The 22,080-nt window shown below is 46.1% G+C and carries 13 protein-coding genes and 2 pseudogenes; 6 read left to right on the forward strand and 9 right to left on the reverse strand.

What is annotated here, in order from left to right; translation table 11 throughout:
- Nucleotides 1-106: 106 nt before the first annotated feature.
- Nucleotides 107-1,951 (forward strand): beta-N-acetylhexosaminidase, encoded by a 1,845-nt coding sequence (locus QE390_RS08950; RefSeq protein ID WP_307141899.1) that lies wholly within the window; start codon nucleotides 107-109, stop codon nucleotides 1,949-1,951.
- Nucleotides 1,952-2,000: 49 nt separating this feature from the next.
- Here the strand turns inward: QE390_RS08950 and QE390_RS08955 are convergent, their stop codons facing one another.
- From QE390_RS08955 to pnuC, 3 genes and pseudogenes are all read right to left on the reverse strand, one after another.
- Nucleotides 2,001-3,830, reverse strand: coding sequence for a glycogen/starch synthase (locus QE390_RS08955; RefSeq protein ID WP_106637282.1), 1,830 nt, complete (start codon nucleotides 3,828-3,830; stop codon nucleotides 2,001-2,003).
- Nucleotides 3,831-4,027: 197 nt separating this feature from the next.
- Nucleotides 4,028-4,445 (reverse strand): annotated as a pseudogene (gene ruvX / locus QE390_RS08960) (Holliday junction resolvase RuvX).
- Between the two features lie 211 nt (nucleotides 4,446-4,656).
- A complete protein-coding gene (gene pnuC, locus QE390_RS08965; RefSeq protein WP_307141900.1) occupies nucleotides 4,657-5,238 on the reverse strand; it encodes a nicotinamide riboside transporter PnuC in 582 nt (193 codons plus the stop codon).
- Between the two features lie 227 nt (nucleotides 5,239-5,465).
- Here pnuC and mfd point away from each other — a divergent pair.
- Together mfd and gldJ are read left to right on the forward strand one after the other, a co-directional pair.
- A pseudogene (gene mfd / locus QE390_RS08970) lies at nucleotides 5,466-8,868 on the forward strand (transcription-repair coupling factor).
- Between the two features lie 202 nt (nucleotides 8,869-9,070).
- Nucleotides 9,071-10,309, forward strand: coding sequence for a gliding motility lipoprotein GldJ (gene gldJ, locus QE390_RS08975; protein ID WP_373424539.1), 1,239 nt, complete (start codon nucleotides 9,071-9,073; stop codon nucleotides 10,307-10,309).
- 789 nt (nucleotides 10,310-11,098) lie between these two features.
- Here the strand turns inward: gldJ and rpsG are convergent.
- On the reverse strand, nucleotides 11,099-11,566 hold the full coding sequence (rpsG, locus tag QE390_RS08980; protein WP_106637287.1) for a 30S ribosomal protein S7: 468 nt from the start codon (nucleotides 11,564-11,566) through the stop codon (nucleotides 11,099-11,101).
- A gap of 123 nt (nucleotides 11,567-11,689) precedes the next feature.
- A complete protein-coding gene (rpsL, locus tag QE390_RS08985) occupies nucleotides 11,690-12,103 on the reverse strand; it encodes a 30S ribosomal protein S12 (protein ID WP_106637308.1) in 414 nt (137 codons plus the stop codon).
- Between the two features lie 395 nt (nucleotides 12,104-12,498).
- Here rpsL and QE390_RS08990 point away from each other — a divergent pair, with 395 nt between their 5' ends.
- On the forward strand, nucleotides 12,499-13,371 hold the full coding sequence (locus tag QE390_RS08990) for an aldose 1-epimerase family protein (protein WP_307141901.1): 873 nt from the start codon (nucleotides 12,499-12,501) through the stop codon (nucleotides 13,369-13,371).
- Between the two features lie 118 nt (nucleotides 13,372-13,489).
- Here the strand turns inward: QE390_RS08990 and QE390_RS08995 are convergent, their stop codons facing one another.
- The 4 genes from QE390_RS08995 to QE390_RS09010 form a co-directional block, all read right to left on the reverse strand.
- Nucleotides 13,490-14,548, reverse strand: coding sequence for a phytase (locus tag QE390_RS08995; protein ID WP_307141902.1), 1,059 nt, complete (start codon nucleotides 14,546-14,548; stop codon nucleotides 13,490-13,492).
- A 62-nt stretch (nucleotides 14,549-14,610) separates the two neighbouring features.
- Entirely contained in the window at nucleotides 14,611-15,867 is a 1,257-nt protein-coding gene (locus QE390_RS09000; RefSeq protein WP_307141903.1) for a right-handed parallel beta-helix repeat-containing protein, read from the reverse strand.
- Nucleotides 15,868-15,908: 41 nt separating this feature from the next.
- A complete protein-coding gene (locus QE390_RS09005; protein ID WP_307141904.1) occupies nucleotides 15,909-18,659 on the reverse strand; it encodes a TonB-dependent receptor in 2,751 nt (916 codons plus the stop codon).
- A gap of 270 nt (nucleotides 18,660-18,929) precedes the next feature.
- Nucleotides 18,930-20,534, reverse strand: a complete 1,605-nt coding sequence (locus QE390_RS09010; protein ID WP_307141905.1) for a tetratricopeptide repeat protein — start codon at nucleotides 20,532-20,534, stop codon at nucleotides 18,930-18,932.
- A 251-nt stretch (nucleotides 20,535-20,785) separates the two neighbouring features.
- On the opposite strand from QE390_RS09010, the gene QE390_RS09015 reads away from it, so the two are divergent.
- Nucleotides 20,786-21,016: a hypothetical protein gene (locus QE390_RS09015; RefSeq protein ID WP_106637293.1), complete on the forward strand. Its 231-nt coding sequence runs from the start codon at nucleotides 20,786-20,788 to the stop codon at nucleotides 21,014-21,016.
- 518 nt (nucleotides 21,017-21,534) lie between these two features.
- Nucleotides 21,535-22,062 (forward strand): YfiT family bacillithiol transferase, encoded by a 528-nt coding sequence (locus QE390_RS09020; protein ID WP_307141906.1) that lies wholly within the window; start codon nucleotides 21,535-21,537, stop codon nucleotides 22,060-22,062.
- Nucleotides 22,063-22,080 lie beyond the last annotated feature (18 nt).

A 22,080-nucleotide genomic window follows, 5' to 3' on the forward strand; every position in this document is an offset into this window, starting at 1 on the left:
TCGTTTGCTCAGGGTTAACCTAAAAATACTTCATCAACCTCGACTTATTCATCACTTATCTTGATGGTCAAAAGCCCTGCCGAGCAGGGAAAGAAACCTCTTTTTCATGAAACGTTTTATTCTTTCAGCCTTTTTGGCGGCGGCCAGCCTAACCTCTTTTGGTCAGTCCATTATTCCCCAGCCCGTTTCTCTGCAACAGGGATCGGGTAAGTTTCAGTTTACGAATCAAACGCAGGTGGTAGCTTCTACGCCCGAAGCAAAACGTCTGGCGGGTTTGCTTAATCAATACCTGAAGAAACGGACGGGTGCTGAATTGAAAATCGTCAGTAAAGCTCCCGCTTCAAATTATATAGCCTTTATTGAAAAGACGGGTTTACCCGCTGAAGGCTATGAGCTAAAAGCTACCCCACAGAGTGTACAGATTTCGGGTAAAGATGCGGGCTTGTTTTACGGATTACAGTCGGTAATGCAATTGATTACGGGTGACGCTAAACCCGAAATAGCATCTGTTACCATCGAAGATCATCCGCGTTTCGGGTACCGGGGATTAATGATGGATGTGGGTCGCCATTACATGCCGCTTTCGTTTATCAAGCAGATGATTGATGAAATGGCAATGCTGAAATTCAACCGTTTTCACTGGCATTTAACCGAAGACCAAGGCTGGAGATTAGAAATCAAAAAATACCCGAAACTAACTCAGGTCGGAGCTTACCGGGATGAAACCCTCATTGGAGGGTACGGAGACCGCATGCCTCAGCAATTTGATGGGATTAAATACGGCGGTTTTTACACGCAGGATGAAGCCCGTGAGGTGGTAAAATACGCGGCAGAACGACACATTACCGTCATTCCTGAGATTGAGTTGCCCGGTCACGCGACGGCGGCTTTGGCGGCTTATCCCGAATTAGGCTGCACGCCCGGCCCGTTCAAAGTTCAGACGACCTGGGGGGTGCATAAAGACGTGTTCTGCCCGAAAGAAGAAACCTTCCAGTTTCTGGAAAATGTTTTAACAGAAGTAATGGACATCTTCCCTTCGCCCTACATTCACATTGGTGGGGATGAATGTCCGAAGGATCGCTGGAAGGAATCGGAGTTTTGTCAGAATCTGATCAAGAAAGAAAACCTGAAAGACGAGCACGGCTTACAGAGTTATTTTATTCGCCGGATCGAGAAATTCCTAAATTCAAAAGGTCGTAACATCATTGGCTGGGACGAAATTCTGGAAGGAGGGTTGGCCCCCAACGCAACGGTGATGAGCTGGCGGGGTGAAGAAGGTGGAATTGCGGCAGCGAAGGAAAATCACGACGTAATCATGTCACCCAATGGTTATGTGTACATCGATCATTACCAAAGCAAAGATCGCAAACAGGAGCCACTGGCCATTGGCGGATTTTTACCGCTGGAAAAAGTATATTCTTATAACCCAACGCCAAAAGAGCTGACGGCTGAGCAGCAGAAGCACATCAAAGGCGTTCAGGCTAATTTATGGACAGAATATATTCCAACGGCGGGTAAAGCTCAGTATATGTATTTCCCCCGAGCGATGGCTCTGGCCGAAGTAGCCTGGTCTCCCTTAAATCGTAAGGATTTCACGGAGTTTTCAGAACAACGCTTACCCGTCTATTTACGCAAGCTGGAGAAACGGAATTTATACTTCCGGGTACCGGAGGCGATTGGAATGCCGAAAGAGGATACGCTTCGGGGAAGTCAGTTTACGATTAACCTGAAAGCTCCCGTAGAAGGAGCCAAAATTTACTACACGATTGACGGGTATATGCCCAGTGAAGCGACGTATCCCTATTCAAAGCCCATTTCATTAACGATTCCGCAGAATCGCCGGGTTGATTTGAAAACGATTGTGGTAACGCCCGCAGGCCATCGCAGCATCGTTTCGACTACGACTCTGGTCAATGGTACCCCCATGCCGGACAAGCAACCGAAGAAGTAATACAGTTCTGGCATAAAAAAATCCCGACCGTCAAGGTCGGGATTTTTTGTTACCCATGTTTCCGGCGTTTCAGAGCCAGGTCGTGAGCGGTATCGTAATAGCTTCTGAGGTTTTTCCAGTCAAATACTTCGGAAATGCTTTCGGTACGGTTTCGCTGCATGATCCGGTCGCGGCGGGAGGTACGTACAAATTTGAACAGTAACTCGGAAAGCGTTTCTGCGGCCTGATGAAAATCCTGATGGCTGCGGTTTAGCACATAAACACCCCAGTTTTCCGGATCGGCCATGATTTGGTTCATATAATCCCCAAAACCGGATAAATCACTGGTAATGGTAGGAACGCCCCGCACGACGCATTCCAGTGGTGTATAACCCCAGGGCTCGTAATAACTTGGGAAAATTCCCAGGTGACAACCCCGCACGAAATGGCTGTAATCCATCCCAAATAGGGGGTTGGTTGAGGCAATGAAATCAGGGTGATAGACAATCTTCACGCGGTCACTTTCGTGGTTCTGCATGTTCGATTTCCGAAGGAAATCAACGATAGCATCTTCCTGTTTCAGGTAATGCGTTACCGTTTTAGGTAACTGATGGGTCTTCCACGACTGAATAGTTCGGCGTAAACGCAACTGCCAGTATTCATCCACAAACTGATTCAGATCGGGCATCTTTAGCTCATTACTCGTGGCTGAAGCCATGAATAACTGCTCACCAATCTGTCGCTCAATCGCTTCGCAGGTCTGCCGGATTTCGGCCATTACGGCCCGCGTTTGCAACACATCGGCATCCATCGAATACACCGGATTTTTAGTGACGATGAACATCACCACCGTCATGTCCGAATTGGTTGCCTGCAATTTGGCATTCAGTCGGCTCAGGGCTTCGAGTGTTAAGTCGTAGCCCTTGTTATTATATTCAAATCGACCTGAAGTAAAGAAATATAAGGTACGATCCAGATCGAAGGAATAATTCTGGAAGAAGTGACCCATCACAAACTGATGGATTTTTGCCTTATACTGAACGTGCAGGTTCTGGAACTCATGCGTTGCCGTGAATCGGGTAACATTCAGGCCGTTAGGTAAGGTTAGATCGCATTTACGACCTAGCAAAAACTCGCATTCCTTAGCCGTAACGTCCGAAACCGTCGTCATGACGTGACAGTTCTGAGCCGCCAGGTATTCAATCGTTGCCTGCGTTGCAATGCCAAAATGCTGAGCTTGTTCCCGCCAGTTGAACGTCGGTAACAACTCGTAGAAATTAGGAACGTTGGGAGCCATGTAGCGTCCCAGCATGGTAGCATGCGTGGTGAAAACCGTCGCTAATTTCGGAGATTCATGAGCAATATAGGGAAGGGCCGTAGCGGCCATCCATTCGTGAAAATGAGCGGTTATGTCATATCGACCACTATGATCACGAGATAGCTCATTGAGGAAAATACGGGTGCATTCTCCAAAAGCAATGACCTGATTAACCAGATCTTCCGCGTTAAGCGTAGAAAGCTGATGCTTTTCCCAGAGGTCGTACTTTAACTGATCCAGCTGATTAAACAGCGTGTAAAAATTAAAAAGCACAATGCGGGGCTTTCCGGTGACGAGCCAGTAACCATACTGCACATCGAAGCCCATTTCCCGCATTTTTCGTACGGTTTTACCCAACGCTGAATCGTCGAGATCCGATATGGGTTCGAACTCAGCCAAGGCTTTTTCCGGGAAGTAAGGCCCAAGTAAAAAATAATCATCGCCCCATTTTTCGACCATTGCCGGAACCTTGGAGCGGATTACTGTATAAATACCCCCAACCTGATTGCATACTTCCCAGGCTATTTCAATCAGTAGGCGAGGTCGTATCTTGGGCTTAATGGGTTCAACTTCGAAAGCCATAGCCGAGTATTAATGTAAACAATGTGAATTGAAAGTTCTTTGTGCCTAAACTACTTTGAGCTACCAAATATAGAATGGTATTTTTCAAGGGAATTATTCGTCTAAAATAATCTTAAAGTTTTATGCCAAAAGAGTAGGATTTTTTTTGATACACCATACTCTGGCTCATTTTTATTTATTAAAAGGCTATTAATGAACTACGGACGACTAGCTAAAAAAGACTGTAAAATGATAGTAGCCGAAACGCGATCAATAACGCCTTTATCCCGACGATCTTTCTTAGTAGTTCCCATCGCGATTAAAGACTGCATAGCCATGACGGAAGTAAATCGCTCATCGTGTTCGTGCACTGGAATTTCCGGAAAGGTTTTCTTCAGAATTCGTAAAAATTATTCCCCGCACGTGTGGCGTATTGGAAGTGTCCGAACCATCCAGATTAGTGGGCATTCCTACTACGAAAGCTTCTACCGCTTCCCGCTGGCAGTAGTCCTTCAGAAAAGGGATGACCTGCGTTGAATGCACGGTATCCAGAGCCGTTGCAATGAGTTGCAGAGGATCCGTCACGGCGAGCCCTACGCGTTTGGTTCCATAGTCTATAGCAAGAATTCGTGCCAATAGTTTAAAAAATTAAGGGATTATTTAGTAAACGGTAATGAAAAACCAGATAAAATAACCTCCGGGATTTAACGTAAAAAATTGACTAATAATTAATTAACCCAACAATTCGGATTACCTAAAATAAATAGCTTCAGGGTTTTTGCTGGGAACCGTTTGAAAGTGTGAAAAGGTAAGAAAGTTTATAAGTATTACAAGTATCTTAAACCCACTATCTCATATCTTTCTTCCAGTCTTTGTAACCAACTAGGCAAAGAGCCAGATAAATGGCGTATAAAAGAACCGTCCAGTATAAACTTTTATACGCGTAAACGAAGACGTAGATGCCGTCTACGAACAACCATAACCACCAGTTTTCCAGAAATTTTCGTCCCAGCATCCACTGGGCAATCAAACTGATGGTAGTGGTAAACGAGTCGACCAGGGGCAGACTGGCATCGGTAAACCGACTTAGTAGCCAGTTCAGAAAGGCCGTACCGCTCAGCGTAATTAGCACCAGCCAGCCGATGAGATTTCGAGGCAAGGTGCGAACCTGGAGTTCCGTATGGCCCTCTCCGCCGTATAGCCACTGGTAAAGTCCATAAATGCTCAGGATGGCAAAAACGATCTGTAAACCCATGTCACCATAGAGCCGGGCTTCCCAGAAAATGACTGCGTAAATCACGACGCTGATGATGCCCCAGAAAAATCCCCATATATTTTGACGGGTATTATACCAGACACAAATGACGCCGGTAATTAAGCCGGCCAGTTCAAGCCAGTTGGTTTTTATGTAGGCTAGAAATACGTCCATTCAGTAGGGCTAATTTGATAAAAATCTGAACTTTGCTCCGGGTCTCAGAGTTTTCTAATAGTCTCCCTGTCGGTACCGAGAAATTCGGCTTACGGCGGGGTTTACTGCGTTCTGTTGCGTTTGAAAACCCATGCATACGATTCATAAACGCAGGAACCGGGGGTCCATTTCCAGACAAAGTTGTGTGAAAACCCGGTAGCAAAAAGCGAATTTTTAAAATAAACTCGATGCTAGTTAAAGATTTGTTAACGCTGTATCGCAATGATCCGTTTATCCGTCTCATTAGCGAACGAATTCAAAGTAAACAGCCTAATGATTACCATCTTCAGATCAAAGGATTAGCCGGAAGTCTGGATTCGGTTCTGGTGGCATCCCTCTATCAGCATCAGCCGGCGTCTTCTTTGCTGGTTTTGTCGGATAAAGAAGAAGCGGCCTATTTCTATAATGACCTTCAGAATTTGCTGGGCGAAGACCACGTCCTGTTTTTTTCCAATGTCTTATAAAAAGCCCTACGAATACGAAGAGATTGATAATGCGAACGTATTGATGCGGGCCGAAGTTCTGAACCGGTTGAATGAAAAGGGACATCCGTTATTAATCGTCACCTATCCAGAAGCTCTGAGTGAAAAGGTTATCAACCGGAAGTCACTCGTGAAGAATACATTTACGGTTTCGGTGGGCGAAAAAATTGATACTGAATTCCTGACTGAATTTTTAATTAGCCAGGATTTTGAGGGAACCGATTTTGTGTACGAAGCGGGTCAGTTTGCCCTGCGGGGGGGAATTATTGACGTATATAGCTACGCTAACGAATTCCCCTACCGGATTGACCTTTTCGGTGATGAGGTAGAATCCATCCGAACGTTTGATCCCGATACGCAGCTTTCCAAAGAATCCGTTTCCCAGATTAATATCGTTCCCGACGTTCAGACCAAGCTTATTCAGGAGACCCGGGAATCGTTTTTCAGCTTTTTTGGCAAAGAAACCCGACTCTGGTTTAAGGATGTGGAGTTAACCCTTGAACTGATCGGAATCTGTTTTGAGAATGTTGAGAAAAGCTTCAACGAAATTGTAGAGCGGAGCGGCGGTATCAAGGTGATTCATGAACCTTCCCAGTTGTTTGAAACCCGTCGCAGTTTCCTCAATCATATCAAGGAATATCCGAGCGTAGAATTTGGGAAACGGTTTTATTTCAAAGCCGCCGACGGGGCAACCGAATCACCAGCAGACCTTCGCGTTAATTATACTTCGAAACCCCAGCCCAGCTTCAATAAAGATTTCAATCGACTGATTGAAACCCTTCATGAACAACAATACCGGGGGTATACGAACATTATTGTTGCTGAAACCCAGAAGCAACTGGAACGATTAAATACCATCGTAGGAGAATCCAATGACTCGGTTCGTTTTCAGGCCGTGAATGTTTCCCTGCGGGAAGGGTATATTGATGATACCCTGAAAATCGCCTGTTTCACCGATCACCAAATTTTTGATCGGTTTTATCGGTATCGCGTTCGGGATAAGTACAGTAAGTCCAAAGCCCTTACGCTTCGCGAACTCAAAACACTGGCTCCGGGCGATTTTGTTACCCACATCGACCACGGCATTGGCCGTTTCGCCGGACTCGTGAAGATTGATGTAGGTGATCACAAACAGGAAGGAATTCGCCTGGTTTTCAGGGATAATGATACCGTTGTAGTGAATGTGCAGAGTTTGCACAAAATCGCTAAGTACACGGGTAAGGAAGGCACCCAACCCTCGTTGAGTAAGTTAGGGTCACCGGAGTGGGAAAACAAAAAGGCGAAGGTAAAGCGGCAGGTCAAAGACATCGCGGCGGAGCTGATCGAGCTGTACGCCAAGCGGAAATTTGCTCCGGGTTATGCCTATTCGCGGGATAGTTTCTTACAAGTCGAGATGGAGTCTTCGTTCCTTTACGAAGATACCCCCGACCAGGCTTCTTCAACGGCGGCGGTAAAAGAAGATATGGAAAAACCGCACCCTATGGATCGTCTGGTTTGTGGGGATGTTGGGTTTGGTAAGACGGAAGTAGCGATGCGAGCCGCTTTCAAAGCCGCTGCGGATAATAAGCAGGTGGCGGTGCTGGTGCCAACCACGGTATTAGCCATGCAGCATTACCGTACCTTTCGTGACCGTTTTGAGCGTTTTCCGGTGAAAGTCGAATACATTAACCGATTCAAAACCACGCAGCAGATTAAGGAAACGCTGAAGCGGGTGCAGTCTGGCGAAACGAGTATTCTCATTGGAACGCACCGGATTGTAGGAAAGGACGTGAAGTTTAAAGATCTGGGTCTGCTCATCGTTGATGAGGAACAGAAGTTTGGCGTGAAGGTCAAAGATCGGTTGAAGGAATTTAAGCTTAATGTGGACGTATTAACCCTCACGGCGACGCCTATTCCCCGAACGCTTCATTTCTCGTTAATGGGAGCCCGTGACTTGTCCGTTATTGCTACGCCACCGCCGAATCGTCAGCCCGTTACGACGCAATTAATGGTATTCGACGAACTAAAAATCCGCGATGCCGTCATGCTTGAACTGAAACGCGGCGGGCAGGTTTTCTTTGTCCATAACCGGATTGGTGATCTGGAAACGCTGGGTAATATGATTCTGAAATTGGTGCCAGACGCTAAAATTGGTATTGCCCACGGCCAGATGGATGGCGATCGTCTGGAAAAGGTAATGATGAAATTTATTGAAGGAGAATATGACGTTCTGATTTCAACGAATATCATCGAAGCCGGACTGGACATCCCGAATGCCAATACGATTCTGATTAATCAGGCCCATTTATTTGGCTTGAGCGATCTTCACCAGATGCGGGGAAGGGTTGGCCGATCCAATAAAAAGGCGTATTGTTACCTGCTTACCCCTGCTCTTTCGTTATTAACCAGTGATTCCCGTAAACGCCTTCAGGCTCTGGAAGAATTCACGGAATTGGGCGATGGATTCAAGGTAGCCATGCGGGATTTGGACATTCGTGGAGCAGGAAATTTGCTTGGAGCTGAACAAAGTGGCTTCATAAACGATTTAGGCTTTGAAACCTATCATAAAATCCTCGACGAAGCCGTCCAGGAGCTGAAGGAAACGAAGTTTAAAGACCTCTTTGCGGACGAATTAGCCAAAGCCGCTAAAAATCTGCGGGTGGAATGTCAGATTGAAACGGATTTGCCCGTCCTGATTCCTGAAAATTACGTATCTAACATATCCGAACGGCTCAGTTTGTATAACCGTCTGGATAACCTGAAAGAGGAAGCCGAGTTACAGAAATTTCAGGCCGAAGTAACGGATCGATTTGGTCCGGCTCCAGAAGAAGTTCGTGATTTGATTGGTTTGGTGAAGGTTCGTTGGAAAGCAGAACAAATTGGTTTTGAAAAATTAACGCTTAAACAAAATACATTGAAAGGAACTTTCGTTTCAGGTGAGCATGAAGCTTACTTCCAATCCGAAAGATTTGGCCGAGTACTTGATTTTGTAAAGGCTCAACCCAAACGCGTGGCTCTGCGGGATGTCAAAGGGAAGTTATTACTACAGGCCGAAAATATCCGGCAGGTAAAAGACCTCGATGAGTTATTGGGCCACATGGTCGCCTCGCCCGAAAAAATGAAAGCCTAACGAAGGCCGATTTGAGTATTTAAACCGATTTTCAAAGATTAGGTAATAGGAATGACTGAACGGTTATGAAGTAATTCCAGCCAATCTTCTATTTTTGTACGATTTTGTAAGCGATTTTAAGTGAACGTCCACCTCTAAAGCAGAATTGGACGTTCACTTAAAACAGAAACCAAAAGCGATATTCCAAACCATATACATAGCAATGATGAGAATTGCGTCAGTTTATTATTTGTTGGGGGCGATGGTGCTACTGACAACGGCTTGCAAAAAGAACAAAACGCCCGATAGTGCCCATATCGGGAAGAATAGTACGGCAACAGGCATTGCGTATAACACGAAAGAAGGTTTTTCAACGCCTAAGAGCTTTAAAGGGCAGCCAACGGGCCCTAACCTGGTGTACGTCGAAGGCGGTCGTTTTGTGATGGGTTCGCTGGAAGAAGACGTAGCGGGTGTTCACGATAACGTAGAGCGTACAGTAACGGTACAATCCTTCTTTATGGATGAAACCGAAATTGCTAACGTTCACTACCTCGAATATCTGCACGCCATTCAGAAAGACTCGACTCAGGAGTTTTACGAAGCGGCTTTACCCGATACCACTGTATGGGCGGGCGAAATGGCCTTCAACGATACCTACGTAGATCAATATCTGCGTTACCCTGGTTTCCGTATGTATCCGGTTGTGGGTGTTTCCTGGGTACAGGCACAGGATTACTCAGCCTGGCGTACAGGAGCCGTAAACAATGATCTGGCTCGTAAAGCAACCAGTGGCGGTAAGAAAAAAGGCAAGAAAGGGGAAGAGGCGACAGCAGAAGCTTCTAGCCAGCAATATACCGGAGGCCGGGCTGCCATTGAAACGGGCTTCGTACTGCCGAATTACCGTCTGCCAACAGAAGCAGAATGGGAATACGCAGCGAAAGCTTTGATCGGTACGCAATACCTGGACGAAAACCAGTCGAATCAGCGGATTTATCCCTGGGATGGTTCTTCGATGCGTAAAAGCTCAGGTAAGAAGAAAGGTACGATGTTAGCTAACTACAAACGGGGCCGTGGGGATTATGCGGGTATTGCCGGTAAAACGAACGACGGTGCCATCATCACGGATGAAGTGTATTCATATCCTCCTAACGATTTTGGTCTGTATAACATGGCTGGAAACGTAAATGAGTGGGTATGGGACGTATACCGCCCCACCACCTTCCAGACGTTCAGCGATTTGAACCCTGTTCGTCGGGATGGTTACCTGGATGATGAGAAAAACTACGGTAAAAAAGATAACAACTCCATGTTGGACAACCGTACGCGGGTGTATAAAGGTGGCTCCTGGGCAGATATTGCTTACTGGTTAGCTCCCGGAACTCGTCGTTACCTAGATCAGGATTCATCAACGGCTACCATCGGTTTCCGTTGCTCGATGATCGCTTCAGGAAGAAAGAGATAATTTAATTTCCAGTTTAGTTGAAAAGAAGCTGCCCACTTGGGTGGCTTTTTTTTGTTTGACGTGGGTTAGTTGGATTGTTTGAAGTGGTTAGAGAAGGTTTGAGGTGAGAGAATTCTAAAAGCTACGCAGTCGCTCGGCTCTGCCGAGTGACCCTATAGTTGTAGGCCTCTGGCCGTCTGAGGCCAAGCAATAGGAAGATAGCAAGTTACTTGCTAACCTCAAAGTGTTTTTGTTACTACCGGCCAGAGGCCTATAGCTATACCGTCACTCGGCAGAGCCGAGCGACTGCGGGAGTAGATGCTTTCATTTAGAGGAACATTCACGAATGCTAAATAAGGTCCTTCGCTTCGCTCTGCATGACAGTTAATAGACAATAGCCTTTATCTTACCGCTGCCAGCATGGCCCGGCCAACGTGGGGTCCGACTAGCTTTTTCGCTGGCAGCCCCCAGCACTAGGTCATCCCCCTCGCTACGCAGTCGCTCGGCTCTGCCGAGTGACAGTATAGTTGTAGGCCTCTGGCCGTCTGACTCAGAGCAATCAAAGTAGCGAAGTGCAGCTTATTTAGCTCAAAGTGTTTGGCCTACCGTCGACCAGAGGCCTGGTCTCCAGTGCGTCACTCGGCAGAGCCGAGCGACTGTGAGAAATAAGGTCCTTCGCTTCGCTCTAAATGACAGGCTGAATAGGTTTGAAATCATTGCTTTTGCAATGATTTCAAACCTATTCAAACGAAAAAAGAGTTGCAAACCCGAAAGTCTGCAACTCTTTTCTTGAGAATATATTCCTCAGAACTATACGCGGAAGTGAGAGAAAGCTTTGTTAGCTTCAGCCATCCGGTGCGTATCGTCTTTCTTCTTCACCGCAGCACCTTCGCCTTTAGCAGCTGCTACGATTTCGCTAGCCAGACGCTCTACCATGGTCTTCTCGTTACGACCACGAGCATATTTAATCAGCCATTTCATGCCTACTGACTGTTTACGCTCGGGACGAACTTCAGTTGGAACCTGGAAGGTAGCACCACCTACACGGCGGCTCTTTACTTCTACCGTAGGCATAACGTTGTTCAACGCCTTTTTGAAAGTCTCCAGACCATTTTCTTTGGTGCGGTTCTCTACTAATTCCAGAGCACCGTAGAAGATGTTATAAGCAGTAGACTTTTTGCCCTCGTACATGAGGTTGTTTACAAATTTCGTTACGAGCGTCTCCTTGAATTTAGGATCCGGTAATACGTACCGTTTTTTTGGTTTTGCCTTACGCATGACTAAGTTACGTTTGAATGTTGATGAGAACGCGTCGCTTCTGCCCGTAACAGTGGCTTACTGCATTCTCGGATGTGTTAAGCCCTCAGTCTTTCGAACTGACGACGATGGATCAGAAAAAGATTACTTCTTCTTACCTTTTGCAGGAGCTGCGGGAGCCTGACCGGGTTTAGGACGTTTCGCACCGTATTTAGAACGAGCTTGCATACGACCTTTAACACCTGCAGTATCCAGAGCACCACGGATGATGTGGTAACGAACCCCAGGAAGATCTTTCACACGACCACCACGGATCAGTACGATAGAGTGTTCCTGTAAGTTGTGGCCTTCTCCGGGGATATAGGCGTTAACTTCTTTACCATGTGACAAACGCACACGAGCTACTTTACGAAGAGCAGAGTTAGGCTTCTTCGGTGTAGTTGTGTATACACGAGTACACACACCACGTTTTTGAGGGCAAGCGTCAAGAGCTGGAGACTTTGATTTCCAAGTCACACGCTCACGACCCTTACGTACTAGTTGTGAAATAGTTGGCATGATGTAAAAAAATAAAAAATGTTCGTCTTGAAAAACGGACTGCAAAAGTACTCTCTTTTCGTAAAAAAGACAAGCTTGTTTTCGTTTTTTTAGTTCCGGGGCGGATTTAATTAGTCAGACTACCAGACGATTAAGGTAGTGTTTGGGGTTTTGAGTTTGGAATTTGAAGTTTAGCGTTGAGGGTTTGGGGTTAATTTAGTTCGGGCAGAGAATGATTTTAAAGAAGAAATAAAACCCCAAAGGTGGATCCGTATGAATAACGTGGACCTAGCCTAGGGTAACGGTTTCAAATTACGAATCATTAATCCCTTGTGAAGCTGTCTTTCTTTTTTCAAAGATTCCGATCAACTTTGGCTGTACTGTGTTATTACATCAAATACAATTTCAATAGACCTATGACTTATTTCCTCGAAAATGATTATCTCAAAGTAGCCATCCGCCAGAAAGGGGCGGAATTGGTAAGCCTTTATCATAAAGAAACGCATCTGGAATACCTCTGGAGCGGGGATCCCGCTTTATGGGCCAAACATTCCCCCATTTTATTTCCAATCGTAGGAGCTTTGAAAAACAACGAGTATCACTACGAAGGGAACTCGTACAAGCTGAGCAGACACGGTTTTGCCCGGGATATGGAGTTTGAACTGGAAGCCGAAGGTGAATCTGACCTGACGTTTTTATTGAAGAGTAATGCCGAAACGATGGCGGTTTATCCCTTTGAATTTCGGCTGCGGGTGATCTATACGTTGCGTCAGAATGAATTATCCGTTCAGTACAAGGTAACCAATCACGATTCAAAGGATTTATTTTTCTCCGTGGGTGGACATCCGGCGTTCCGCGTTCCTTTCACAGACGAAACGCAATACACGGATTATTACCTGGAGTTTAATGAAACAGAAGACTTCCATCGTTGGCCGCTGGCCGAAGGGGGTCTGATTGACGTAACCCCCGAACCTGTCGTAGAAAATAGTAACCGCATTGCTTTATCTCATGAGCTTTTTGCGGAAGATGCTTTGGTGTTTAAGCATCTGAAATCTACTTCGGTAACCCTGAAATCAGATCAGGTTCCTTATCAGTTGAAATTTGATTTTGAGGACTTTCCTTACCTCGGCATTTGGGCCGCTCCGAAGGCCCCTTTTGTTTGTATCGAACCCTGGTGCGGTATTGCCGATAGCGTTACACACGATCAGAATTTAGAAACGAAGGAGGGGATTAATCGTCTGGCTGCCGGAGAAGTATTCGAACGCACCTGGAAAGTAACTCTTTCTTAAAAAATGGAGAAGTAAGAGAATCCCAAAAGAATTGAAAATGAATAACTCAGCGTCATGAACCCGGGTTTTCGCAATGGGATGATACAAAAATTGCCAGCCGAGAAGCTGGCAATTTTCATTAAGGGCGTAACGTTAATTCCTTTCCCGCAATGTCCTCCCAGCGGTATAAGTGAAAGGTTCGATCCGTACTCATGACGACAAACAAGCCGTGTTTAAAGTCATTATTCAAAGGCACGGAAACCATTTCCGAGCCATCACTTTCCATGGCCCGCACGTCCACAATTTTAACCAGCTTATGTTCAAAAGGGTTATCCGGCGTTCCTTCGCGGCTGAAAATTTGGAAGCGATTCGCTCCCTGATCCGATACCAGGATATAACCCGTGCTGTCGGTTAGTTCATAAATCGAAATGCCTTCGTGATCGACTTTGAAGTTTTCGGTTGCAAATAAGGCTAACTCTTCATTACCCTTTTCAGGATCCGCATAGTATTGGCGAACGCCTTTGCCTTCGTCCGAATAATACACATAACCCAGCTTGTCATCCACTACGATGGATTCAATTTCCTTCAGCCCGCTATAAGCACCGAATTTCCGAACTAACGTGGCTTTAATTTGGCCCCTTCCGTCATCGTCAAGGCGGTACTGCCAGAGGTAACCTCCCGTAGTAGGACCCGTCTTTCTACCTACAATGGCATAGATTACGCCTGCTTTGTTTTTATACATCGAAATGCCCATTAAATCGCGGTATTCTGGCTGGGTTTCTCCTTCAAAAACTTCGATACCGCCGTTATCCACGGGTTTCAGGTCGGGTAAAGAAAAAATTCGCAGTTGGTGCGTCATGCGTTCGGTGGTAACGGCAATGTCCGTGGCCTTTCCGTTCAGCATCAAACCGTATTCAATGTCAACGTTATTGGGACGCTTCAGTCCTCCTATTTTTTGCTGAATTTTTCCCTGAAGGTTGAAGACATACAGTCCTCCCTCTACGTCTTTATCCGTCCCGACAATCAGACTTTTGGCCGGGTCCTGAGGGTTAATCCACACGGCCGGGTCATCAGAATCGTGAGCCAGTTTTTCGGTAATGTACAGCGGTTTCACCGCCTGACGGGAAATCGTATGCCGCTGGCAACTGGTGAACAGAGCCAGTCCGGTTAATAATAACGCACTCGTTTTCAGTAACATCCTTTTATATAGATACAGAAAGTCCCCACGAAAGGCCGGCTGACATGGGGACTAGTGATGACTTATTTCGTCCCCAACGCTCCGATGTAAGAACCGGGAGCGGGTGACGTATAGGTTACCCCATTTACACTTAGACCGTTTGCATATAGACGGGTAAAGTCTGTTTTGCCTTTGCCTAACGCTGGAGAGCCCGTTTGTAAGTGAAAATCCCAGGAGGAGTCGTAGCTGGAATTCATGCTGGACGTAGACAGGGGGTAATTCACCAGCTTAGGATCATTTTCTCCCGCTTTCGTACTCAGAATATCATTCGTTCCTTTTACGATTTCGGTTGAAGGCTGAAATTGATCCACGCCCGTCTGCGTGTACCCGTAATAGAAGTTATTTGCAATGACGGAACGGGTATCTTCAGGGGCACCTTTGTCCCGCTTAATACCGAAACGGTCGTTCACCAGTAAGGTATTGTAAACGTCCGCACGAACCGTTTTTTCTAACCAAATAGAACCGCCTTTGATGGTTGGACGTCTCCAGCCTGCGTTCACAATCGTGTTGTTGTAAGCCACGATGTAAGCCTGAGGCGTTTTGTCACCCGCGTTGGAAAGCTTCAGAGCGTTTGTGTTGGGGCTATAGATGACATTGAAAGCTACCTCAGCCTGTACCCCTGACTTGATGTTAATGGCTTCGCCACCCGAAACGCCGGTAGTGTGGAAGGTGTTGTTCATGATTAACACTTTACCACCTTCGAGGTAAAAACCGTCTTCGTTGAAGTGACGAATGGTGCTGTTGGCCACGACAATTTTAGAGCCTGTGTTTGAAGTGTATAATACCGGAACGTGCTCGCCCGCTTTCGCTTTGTATAACTGAGCCTTAACCGAAGGAGATTCTTCCGTAGTGACAGCTCCACCGTATTCAAGGACGGTGTTTGAAAGGACTAATTCCGTATTGGTGGGGCCAGCAATCAAACCACCCCAAAGGTTACCGAAGTTATTAGCCGCCGTTTTCCAGGCATCAGGCACGGTGAATTTTACGGGGTTGGCCGTCGTTCCCATGCTGTAGAGGTTCCCTTTGATGAGGATCTCAGGCTTCACAATCGAATCGCTCATCAGAACGGTTACGCCTTCTTCAATGGTCAGGGATTTGCCTTCGGCAATCTGGAGGTGTCCCGTCACTTTGTAGGTATTCCCTTTTTTCCAAACGCCTTCCACGTTACCGCTTACGCTTTCTTCGGTAGGGGCTGGGGTAACCTGCGTTTCTTCGGAATTTTTGCTACAACTGGTTAAAAAGGCCATTGCCAGACCGGTTGCAATAAACAGTTTGTTCATGATTGTTTCTGGATAATAAAGATTTTGTGAAAGCTTGAATGCTAGAGTTTAAAGCGTAACCCGAAGACGTAGCTACGCTGGTAATAATCCCGACGGATGAGGGTTTTGCCCGCTTCGGTTTGATAGGGCAATCCTTCGTTAACTGACTCAGCGTTTTTGATGTACACTTCCAGCGGCGTGTTGAGCAGGTTATTGGCTTTCGCAAAAACGACCCAACGATGACCTATGGCTTTTTCCAGCGAAGCATCCATTTGAATGAAGGCTTTTTGCCAGAGGTCGTTATTGAGGAATTGAGAAACCGTATTAATTCGCTCGCCGGTGTAACTACCCGCTACCTGAGCGTCCCAACCGTCATTTCTGTACAGTACAGTCAGGTTACCAATGTGGGCAGACTGACCATACAGAGGACGCGTTTGGTGGACGTACATGGGTACTAAATCCCCGTTTTCGTCACGGGTTCGGATAAATTTGGCGGAGGTAATTCGGGACAGCGTATAGGTATAATTGGCCTTAATTCCCCACTTGCTGAAATACTTGATGTAGTCTAGTTCAAGCCCGGCGTTCTGAGCATTCCCGAAGTTACCCGGCGTGTAAATGATAGACTGCCCACGAACGGGATCCCGTTGTAACGTATACTCGATGGGATTTTGAAGGTATTTGTAGAACAGTCCCACCATGAACTGATCGGTGTGAGTGGGGAAGTGTTCATAACGCAAGTCGATGTTATCCGCAATTGCCCGCTTCAAATCGGGGTTACCCCGCTCCTGATATTCTTCCTGAACGACGTTATAGGGAACGATCTCGAAGAAGCCCGGACGGTTTAGCGAACGGAAGTACGAGGCCCGCCAGTTGGTCTGTCCATTCGGCATGTATTTCAGGTGCAGGCTGGGTAATACATCCGTGTAAATCTGATGACCCGTCGGACGATCTTCTCCCATCTGATTTTTCAGTTCATATCCCTGATCCGTATGCTCTACTCGCACGCCGCCCAGAATTTCCCAGTGTAGAGGCGTTGCCTTGGCTTGTAGATAACCTGAAGCCGTTTTCTCGGAAGCATCGTAGGTCATCGCACTACCGACCGAACCTCGCGGGTTCTGAATCGTCCAGTTAATCTGATCGTAGGACGTGAAGTCTTCGCCGTAACGGGCAAACAGGTTGGAGGGACGAAGCTGGTAGTTATTATAGAAATTACTCCGGTTTTTCGTGCGATAAAGCCCACCCGCCTTCCATTCTAAGGGCGTTTGACCCAAATGAGAACGATAACTAAAGTTCAGGTAAGCCGCCAGATCGGTGTCTGAATTATGCTCCCAGCGACGGTACGCATCCTGTACGGTTGTTCGGGTTTCGATGAAGTTTTTACGTTCGCCTAGTAACGGAACCTGCGTTTGATCGGGCTGTTGGTTCGTTGCCTTCGAATACACTGCTGACCACTGCACCTCAAACGGATCGCTGATCTGGTGTTTACCCTGCAAGGTGCTCGTCAGAATCTGCTGCTGCGTCAAGCGGCTCCGGGTGTCATACCCCAGCGTCGCATTTCCGGCAATCGGATCGTACCCGCCAATGGTTAACTGTGTTGATTTGGTATCCCGAATCTGGCTGTTGCTCAGGTTAATAAAGGCATTATATAAGGAGAGTTTATGTCGATCATTCAGCCGGTAATCCAGCTTCGTGTGAACTCCGTAGCGTAACTGCTGCTCGGAATACTGACGCTCGCTTAACTTGGTAAGGGTTACCCCTTTTTGAGTGTTAACGGTTTCAGAGTCAAAGAACAAACTATTACTTCCGCGATAGGTGTTTTGGTAACTTCCGGCTACGATAATGCCTAGTTTTTGATTGAAAAAGCGGTTACCCCAGGAAAATCCGCCCAGTACATTCGGTGGCGGCGACTGCTTTCTATAGGTCGAAGTAACTTTCGAAAAATCGGCTGGCGTGGCATTGTACTGATTACCGTTGCGTTCGTAGGGCGATTTTTTAGTAACAGACTTCCAGTCATAACTCATGAAAGGCCGATTCATGAATAATTCACTGTAACCCGTTGAAACGTTAGCGGTGAACAAATGTTGGTTCGGAGCGTCTTTCATAACCAGATTGACGGCTCCGCCAATCGCGTCGCCTTCCATGCTTGGGGTGAGAGCTTTGTAAACTTCAAGCCGATCCAAAAGGTCGGAAGGAAAAATGTCGAGTGGAACGTAGCGGTAGCGGTTATCCGGGCTTGGGATTTTCACGCCATTGACCAGCGTGTAATTATACCGCTTGTCCATCCCCCGAACGATGGCGTACTGACCGTCGCCGTTGCTATTTCGTTCGATGGATACCCCCGAAACCCGTTGGATAACGTTGGCAACGGTAAGGTCGGGAGATAACTGGATGGATCGTCCCGAAACGATATTCATCACCTGATCCGCCGAACGTTCCAGGTGACGGGCGGTTTGATCCGTCGCTCCTTCACGGCCCGTCTTTACGACTACTTCCTGTAAATTTTGTTTGTGGGAAGGTTCTAGGAATGCATCAAGAACAACGGTTTCAGTGCCGGAAATTTTAACTTCTTTAGTAATAGACTGAAAGGTGATAAAACTGATAGTAACCCGGTAGGTTCCGGCTGGTAAGTTTTTAATCGTATAGCTGCCATCATATCCCGAAAGATCATGATACATCGTATTTTCTACGCGAATAACGGCTCCAGTAATGGGTTCACCGGAAGATAATTCAGAAACTTTCCCTTTAATAGATCCAGCCCAACTGTAAAATGAAATAAGGCTGATAAAAACAATAATACTATAAATCTTTCCCATCGAATGAGTACTGATTGAGTAAGAAAAATCAGCACGAGAATCAGCTTGGTATTCTTACTGATTTTCGTTTGATGGGACGAAGGTGCAGGATGAAAAATTAGGAGTCAAGGAACTGGAAAGCCGAAAGAAGTTCGGTGACTGGAGCCTCCGTTAGCACGAAAGCAACAGTGTTAACAAAAAGTAGTTAAATTATTGATTTTTAAATATTTATACCGTTACAAAACCGCCATTAAGTTTGCGTTATGGCAATATTACCAAAATGTTAAGCCTCTAAATTCCCTGAATAAAGGCTGTGAGGCTTTCACCCGCGGCCAGGTTAAGTTTTTTCCGCAGACGATACCGAGTAACGCGTAAACTGTCCTGCGAGATACCTAATAAAGTGGAAATATCAGATGAAGTCAGATTCATTTTTAATAAGGCTACCAATCGTAAATCAGAAATAGATAATTGATCCGAATGAAGCCTTAACTTTTCAAAAAAAGATTGGTGTACCTGCTCAAAGGTGCTGCTGAATTCGAGCCAGTATTGATCATGGCTAAAACTATCATTAATCTGCTGAACAATTTTCTTAATCTGCTTTTTGTGATCACGTTTATCGTCTTTTATTAGTTTATCTAAGTTGCCTTTCAAATCTTCCAATGCCTGATTTTTCTGAATAATATGTAAAATGTGAGTGGATAATTCTTTCGAACGAATAGCAAGTTCATTCTTTAACTGTTCTTCCTGCAACTGCTGATTCCGTAACTCCGATTGCATGAGTTCCCGCTGCGTTTCGTATACCAATTGATTTTGTCGACTGAGCGTCTGCTCATTTCGAACTTTCATTTTTTGCCGATTATAAGCCAGGCTCACCAGACCAATCAGTAGCAAAAGACCGATAATTACCGCGATGGTCATGAGTTGGTTGAACTGACGTTCATTAGTCAGTCGCTCAATCTCATTATTCTTCTTTTCCGTATCGAAAAGCGTTTGGGTCAGGGCCAGTTGCTGGCTACTTTCGAGTGAATAAATTTCGGCTTCGTAAGCCCGACTCAAGGATACGTAATGGTAGGCACTGTCGTTCAGACCCATCAGGTGATAGGCTTTTCCAATGTCATTGGTCGAACCACTCAGGTAATGGCGTTCATGCGTTTGCAGGGCTAGTTCGTAGGCTTTTCGGCTATAAATTAGGCTTTTCTGAAAGTGACCCGTTTTGCGAAGAATGTCGCCGAGGTTATTATAGATTTCAATGCGGAGTAGCGAATCTTTCGTCTGAAGATTAACTTTTAGTGCCCGCTGAAAGTAAACCTGGGCCGAGTCGTAGCGTTCAAGATCCTCAAAAATGCTCCCCATGTTTTCGTAAATCTTGGCCGTTCCCTCCCGATTGTGAGCGGAGAGATACTGATGGAGTGCCTGCTGCTGATAATAAAAAGCACTGTCGTAGAGTTGTCTTTTTTCGTACAAATGTCCGATGTTTCCGTAGGTAGTCGCTATACCCGAGGCATCCGATACTGTTTTGAAAAGTAGTAAGGCCTGTTCGTATTGAAGTCGGGCCTGCTGGGGTTGCTTGCTGTAGTAGTAAAGTTCACCGAGTGCATTATGATTTTCAGCGAGCCATTTCTTTTCTCCCAACTGCTCTAGTTTTTGACCTGCCTGAGCATAATAACTGAGCGACTGCGGGTATTGCCCGGCGTGAAAATAAAGTCGTCCGAGCGATTGAAGTGCCTTCGCTGCTACCAGTGGTTTTTCGGACTGAAGAGCTATTGCATATTCTTCCTTCGCCTGGATGAATGTTGAGTCTGATCGGCCTTGATTTGAACGTATATTTTGTCCAAATCCTGAACCATAAGACAACAAAATTAGTAATAAGCCGCTACGCCAAAGGGCTGAAATCATGGTTCATAGGGATCGTTTGAATCTGGAAGTTAAGACTTTTGAATGGCCGTAGAGATTAACAAATTGTTAAGGGATGGAATGCTGGGCGAATAAGAAGTATATTCAAAAAAGGGTAAATCAGAGATTTTTGAATCAATAACAAAGAATTTGTCTATTTTATTTGTATTTGTTAATTCTAGTTGCCATTTTTGATACACGATATGAGTAAAAAATAAAGTCAATCGTTTCCGCCTATTCCAAACGCCACGATTATGCAGAAGAACTTGGTTCGTAGCAAGGAAGATTACCTTCGCCACATTTTATCGACCAGCTTGCAGCACGAGGAAGAAAGCCCAGGGTGTTCGGTACCCGAATGGTTACCCATTCCTAAACCGGAACAGTATCCCTGTATCGCCATCACCTCCGATCCGGTTCGGGAGGGAACGGCTTTATTCTTCGAAGTAGAGCTGATTTACTTTACTGATTTTCTGAATCAGAATTAATAGGCATTAACCTTTACCTAAGAGCATTTCCCGTACGAAGCCACCATGATCGCAGCCCGTGTTTCATCAGAAACACGGGCTAATTTTTATTTTAACATGGTTTCCTGCAGCCGCTTGGCTGAGCGACTACTGCGGAGTGGGCGAAGGAACTAGTGCTAAGGCTGCCCGCATGGTCCGACCAACGTGGTCCGACCAGCTTTTTCGCTGGCAGCAGTAAGATAAAGGATGTTGTCAACTCACTAACTGTCATCCAGAGCGAAGGACCTTACTTTCCATTAGTGAATATTCCTTGAAGACAAGTCGTAAATTTCCGCAGTCACTCGGCAGAGCCAAGCGACTGCGGAGCGGGGTATGAGCTGGATTTGTTTGAGTCCCTTAACAATAATTTGAGAAGGTTTGATAAGTTTGAATTTCTTTGAACGTGGCTTCCTTGATAAAGGATGTGCCGACGAAATCAGATGAATCTGATCAAGTTACTTTAAACCTGACCAAACGAATTCAAACCCCAAATTCAATACATGCAAGACTTACGCTATCCTATTGGCCTGTTCGTTTACGAAGGCCCTTACTCGCCTGAGCAGCGAAGCGAGTTAATCAAGTCCATCCTTCACGTACCGAGTCAATATCGTCAGGCTTTGGAAGGGTTATCGGAGCAGCAATTGAATATGCCCTACCGTGAAGGCGGCTGGACGGTTCGGCAAGTGGTGCATCACGTAGCGGATAGTCACATGAACGGTTATGTTCGTACCAAATTGGCTTTGACCGAAGCCAATCCAAGCATCAAGCCTTATGAAGAAGCCCGCTGGGCCGATCTGGGCGATACTTTCGAAACACCACTGGACGTTTCGCTGTCGCTGCTGGAAGCCTTGCACGTTCGCTGGGTCAATGTATTCAAAACCATGCAGGAGGCTGATTATCAGAAAACCTTCTTCCACCCCGGCTCACAGCAAAGCGTAACGCTGGACTATCAGTTGGGGAATTACGACTGGCATAGCCGACATCATCTGGCTCATGTTACCCGTCTGAAAGAGCGGATGGGCTGGTAATAAACAAACCGGGGCGGG

This window comes from Siphonobacter sp. SORGH_AS_1065, from assembly GCF_030818595.1.
GTDB lineage: Bacteria > Bacteroidota > Bacteroidia > Cytophagales > Spirosomataceae > Siphonobacter.

Coding starts and splice junctions, on each gene's coding strand:
- QE390_RS08950 (WP_307141899.1), top strand. CDS start 107: ATGAAACGTTTTATTCTTTCAGCCTTTTTGGCGGCGGCCAGCCTAACC.
- QE390_RS08955 (WP_106637282.1), bottom strand. CDS start 3,830: ATGGCTTTCGAAGTTGAACCCATTAAGCCCAAGATACGACCTCGCCTA.
- pnuC (WP_307141900.1), bottom strand. CDS start 5,238: ATGGACGTATTTCTAGCCTACATAAAAACCAACTGGCTTGAACTGGCC.
- gldJ (WP_373424539.1), top strand. CDS start 9,071: ATGATGAGAATTGCGTCAGTTTATTATTTGTTGGGGGCGATGGTGCTA.
- rpsG (WP_106637287.1), bottom strand. CDS start 11,566: ATGCGTAAGGCAAAACCAAAAAAACGGTACGTATTACCGGATCCTAAA.
- rpsL (WP_106637308.1), bottom strand. CDS start 12,103: ATGCCAACTATTTCACAACTAGTACGTAAGGGTCGTGAGCGTGTGACT.
- QE390_RS08990 (WP_307141901.1), top strand. CDS start 12,499: ATGACTTATTTCCTCGAAAATGATTATCTCAAAGTAGCCATCCGCCAG.
- QE390_RS08995 (WP_307141902.1), bottom strand. CDS start 14,548: ATGTTACTGAAAACGAGTGCGTTATTATTAACCGGACTGGCTCTGTTC.
- QE390_RS09000 (WP_307141903.1), bottom strand. CDS start 15,867: ATGAACAAACTGTTTATTGCAACCGGTCTGGCAATGGCCTTTTTAACC.
- QE390_RS09005 (WP_307141904.1), bottom strand. CDS start 18,659: ATGGGAAAGATTTATAGTATTATTGTTTTTATCAGCCTTATTTCATTT.
- QE390_RS09010 (WP_307141905.1), bottom strand. CDS start 20,534: ATGATTTCAGCCCTTTGGCGTAGCGGCTTATTACTAATTTTGTTGTCT.
- QE390_RS09015 (WP_106637293.1), top strand. CDS start 20,786: ATGCAGAAGAACTTGGTTCGTAGCAAGGAAGATTACCTTCGCCACATT.
- QE390_RS09020 (WP_307141906.1), top strand. CDS start 21,535: ATGCAAGACTTACGCTATCCTATTGGCCTGTTCGTTTACGAAGGCCCT.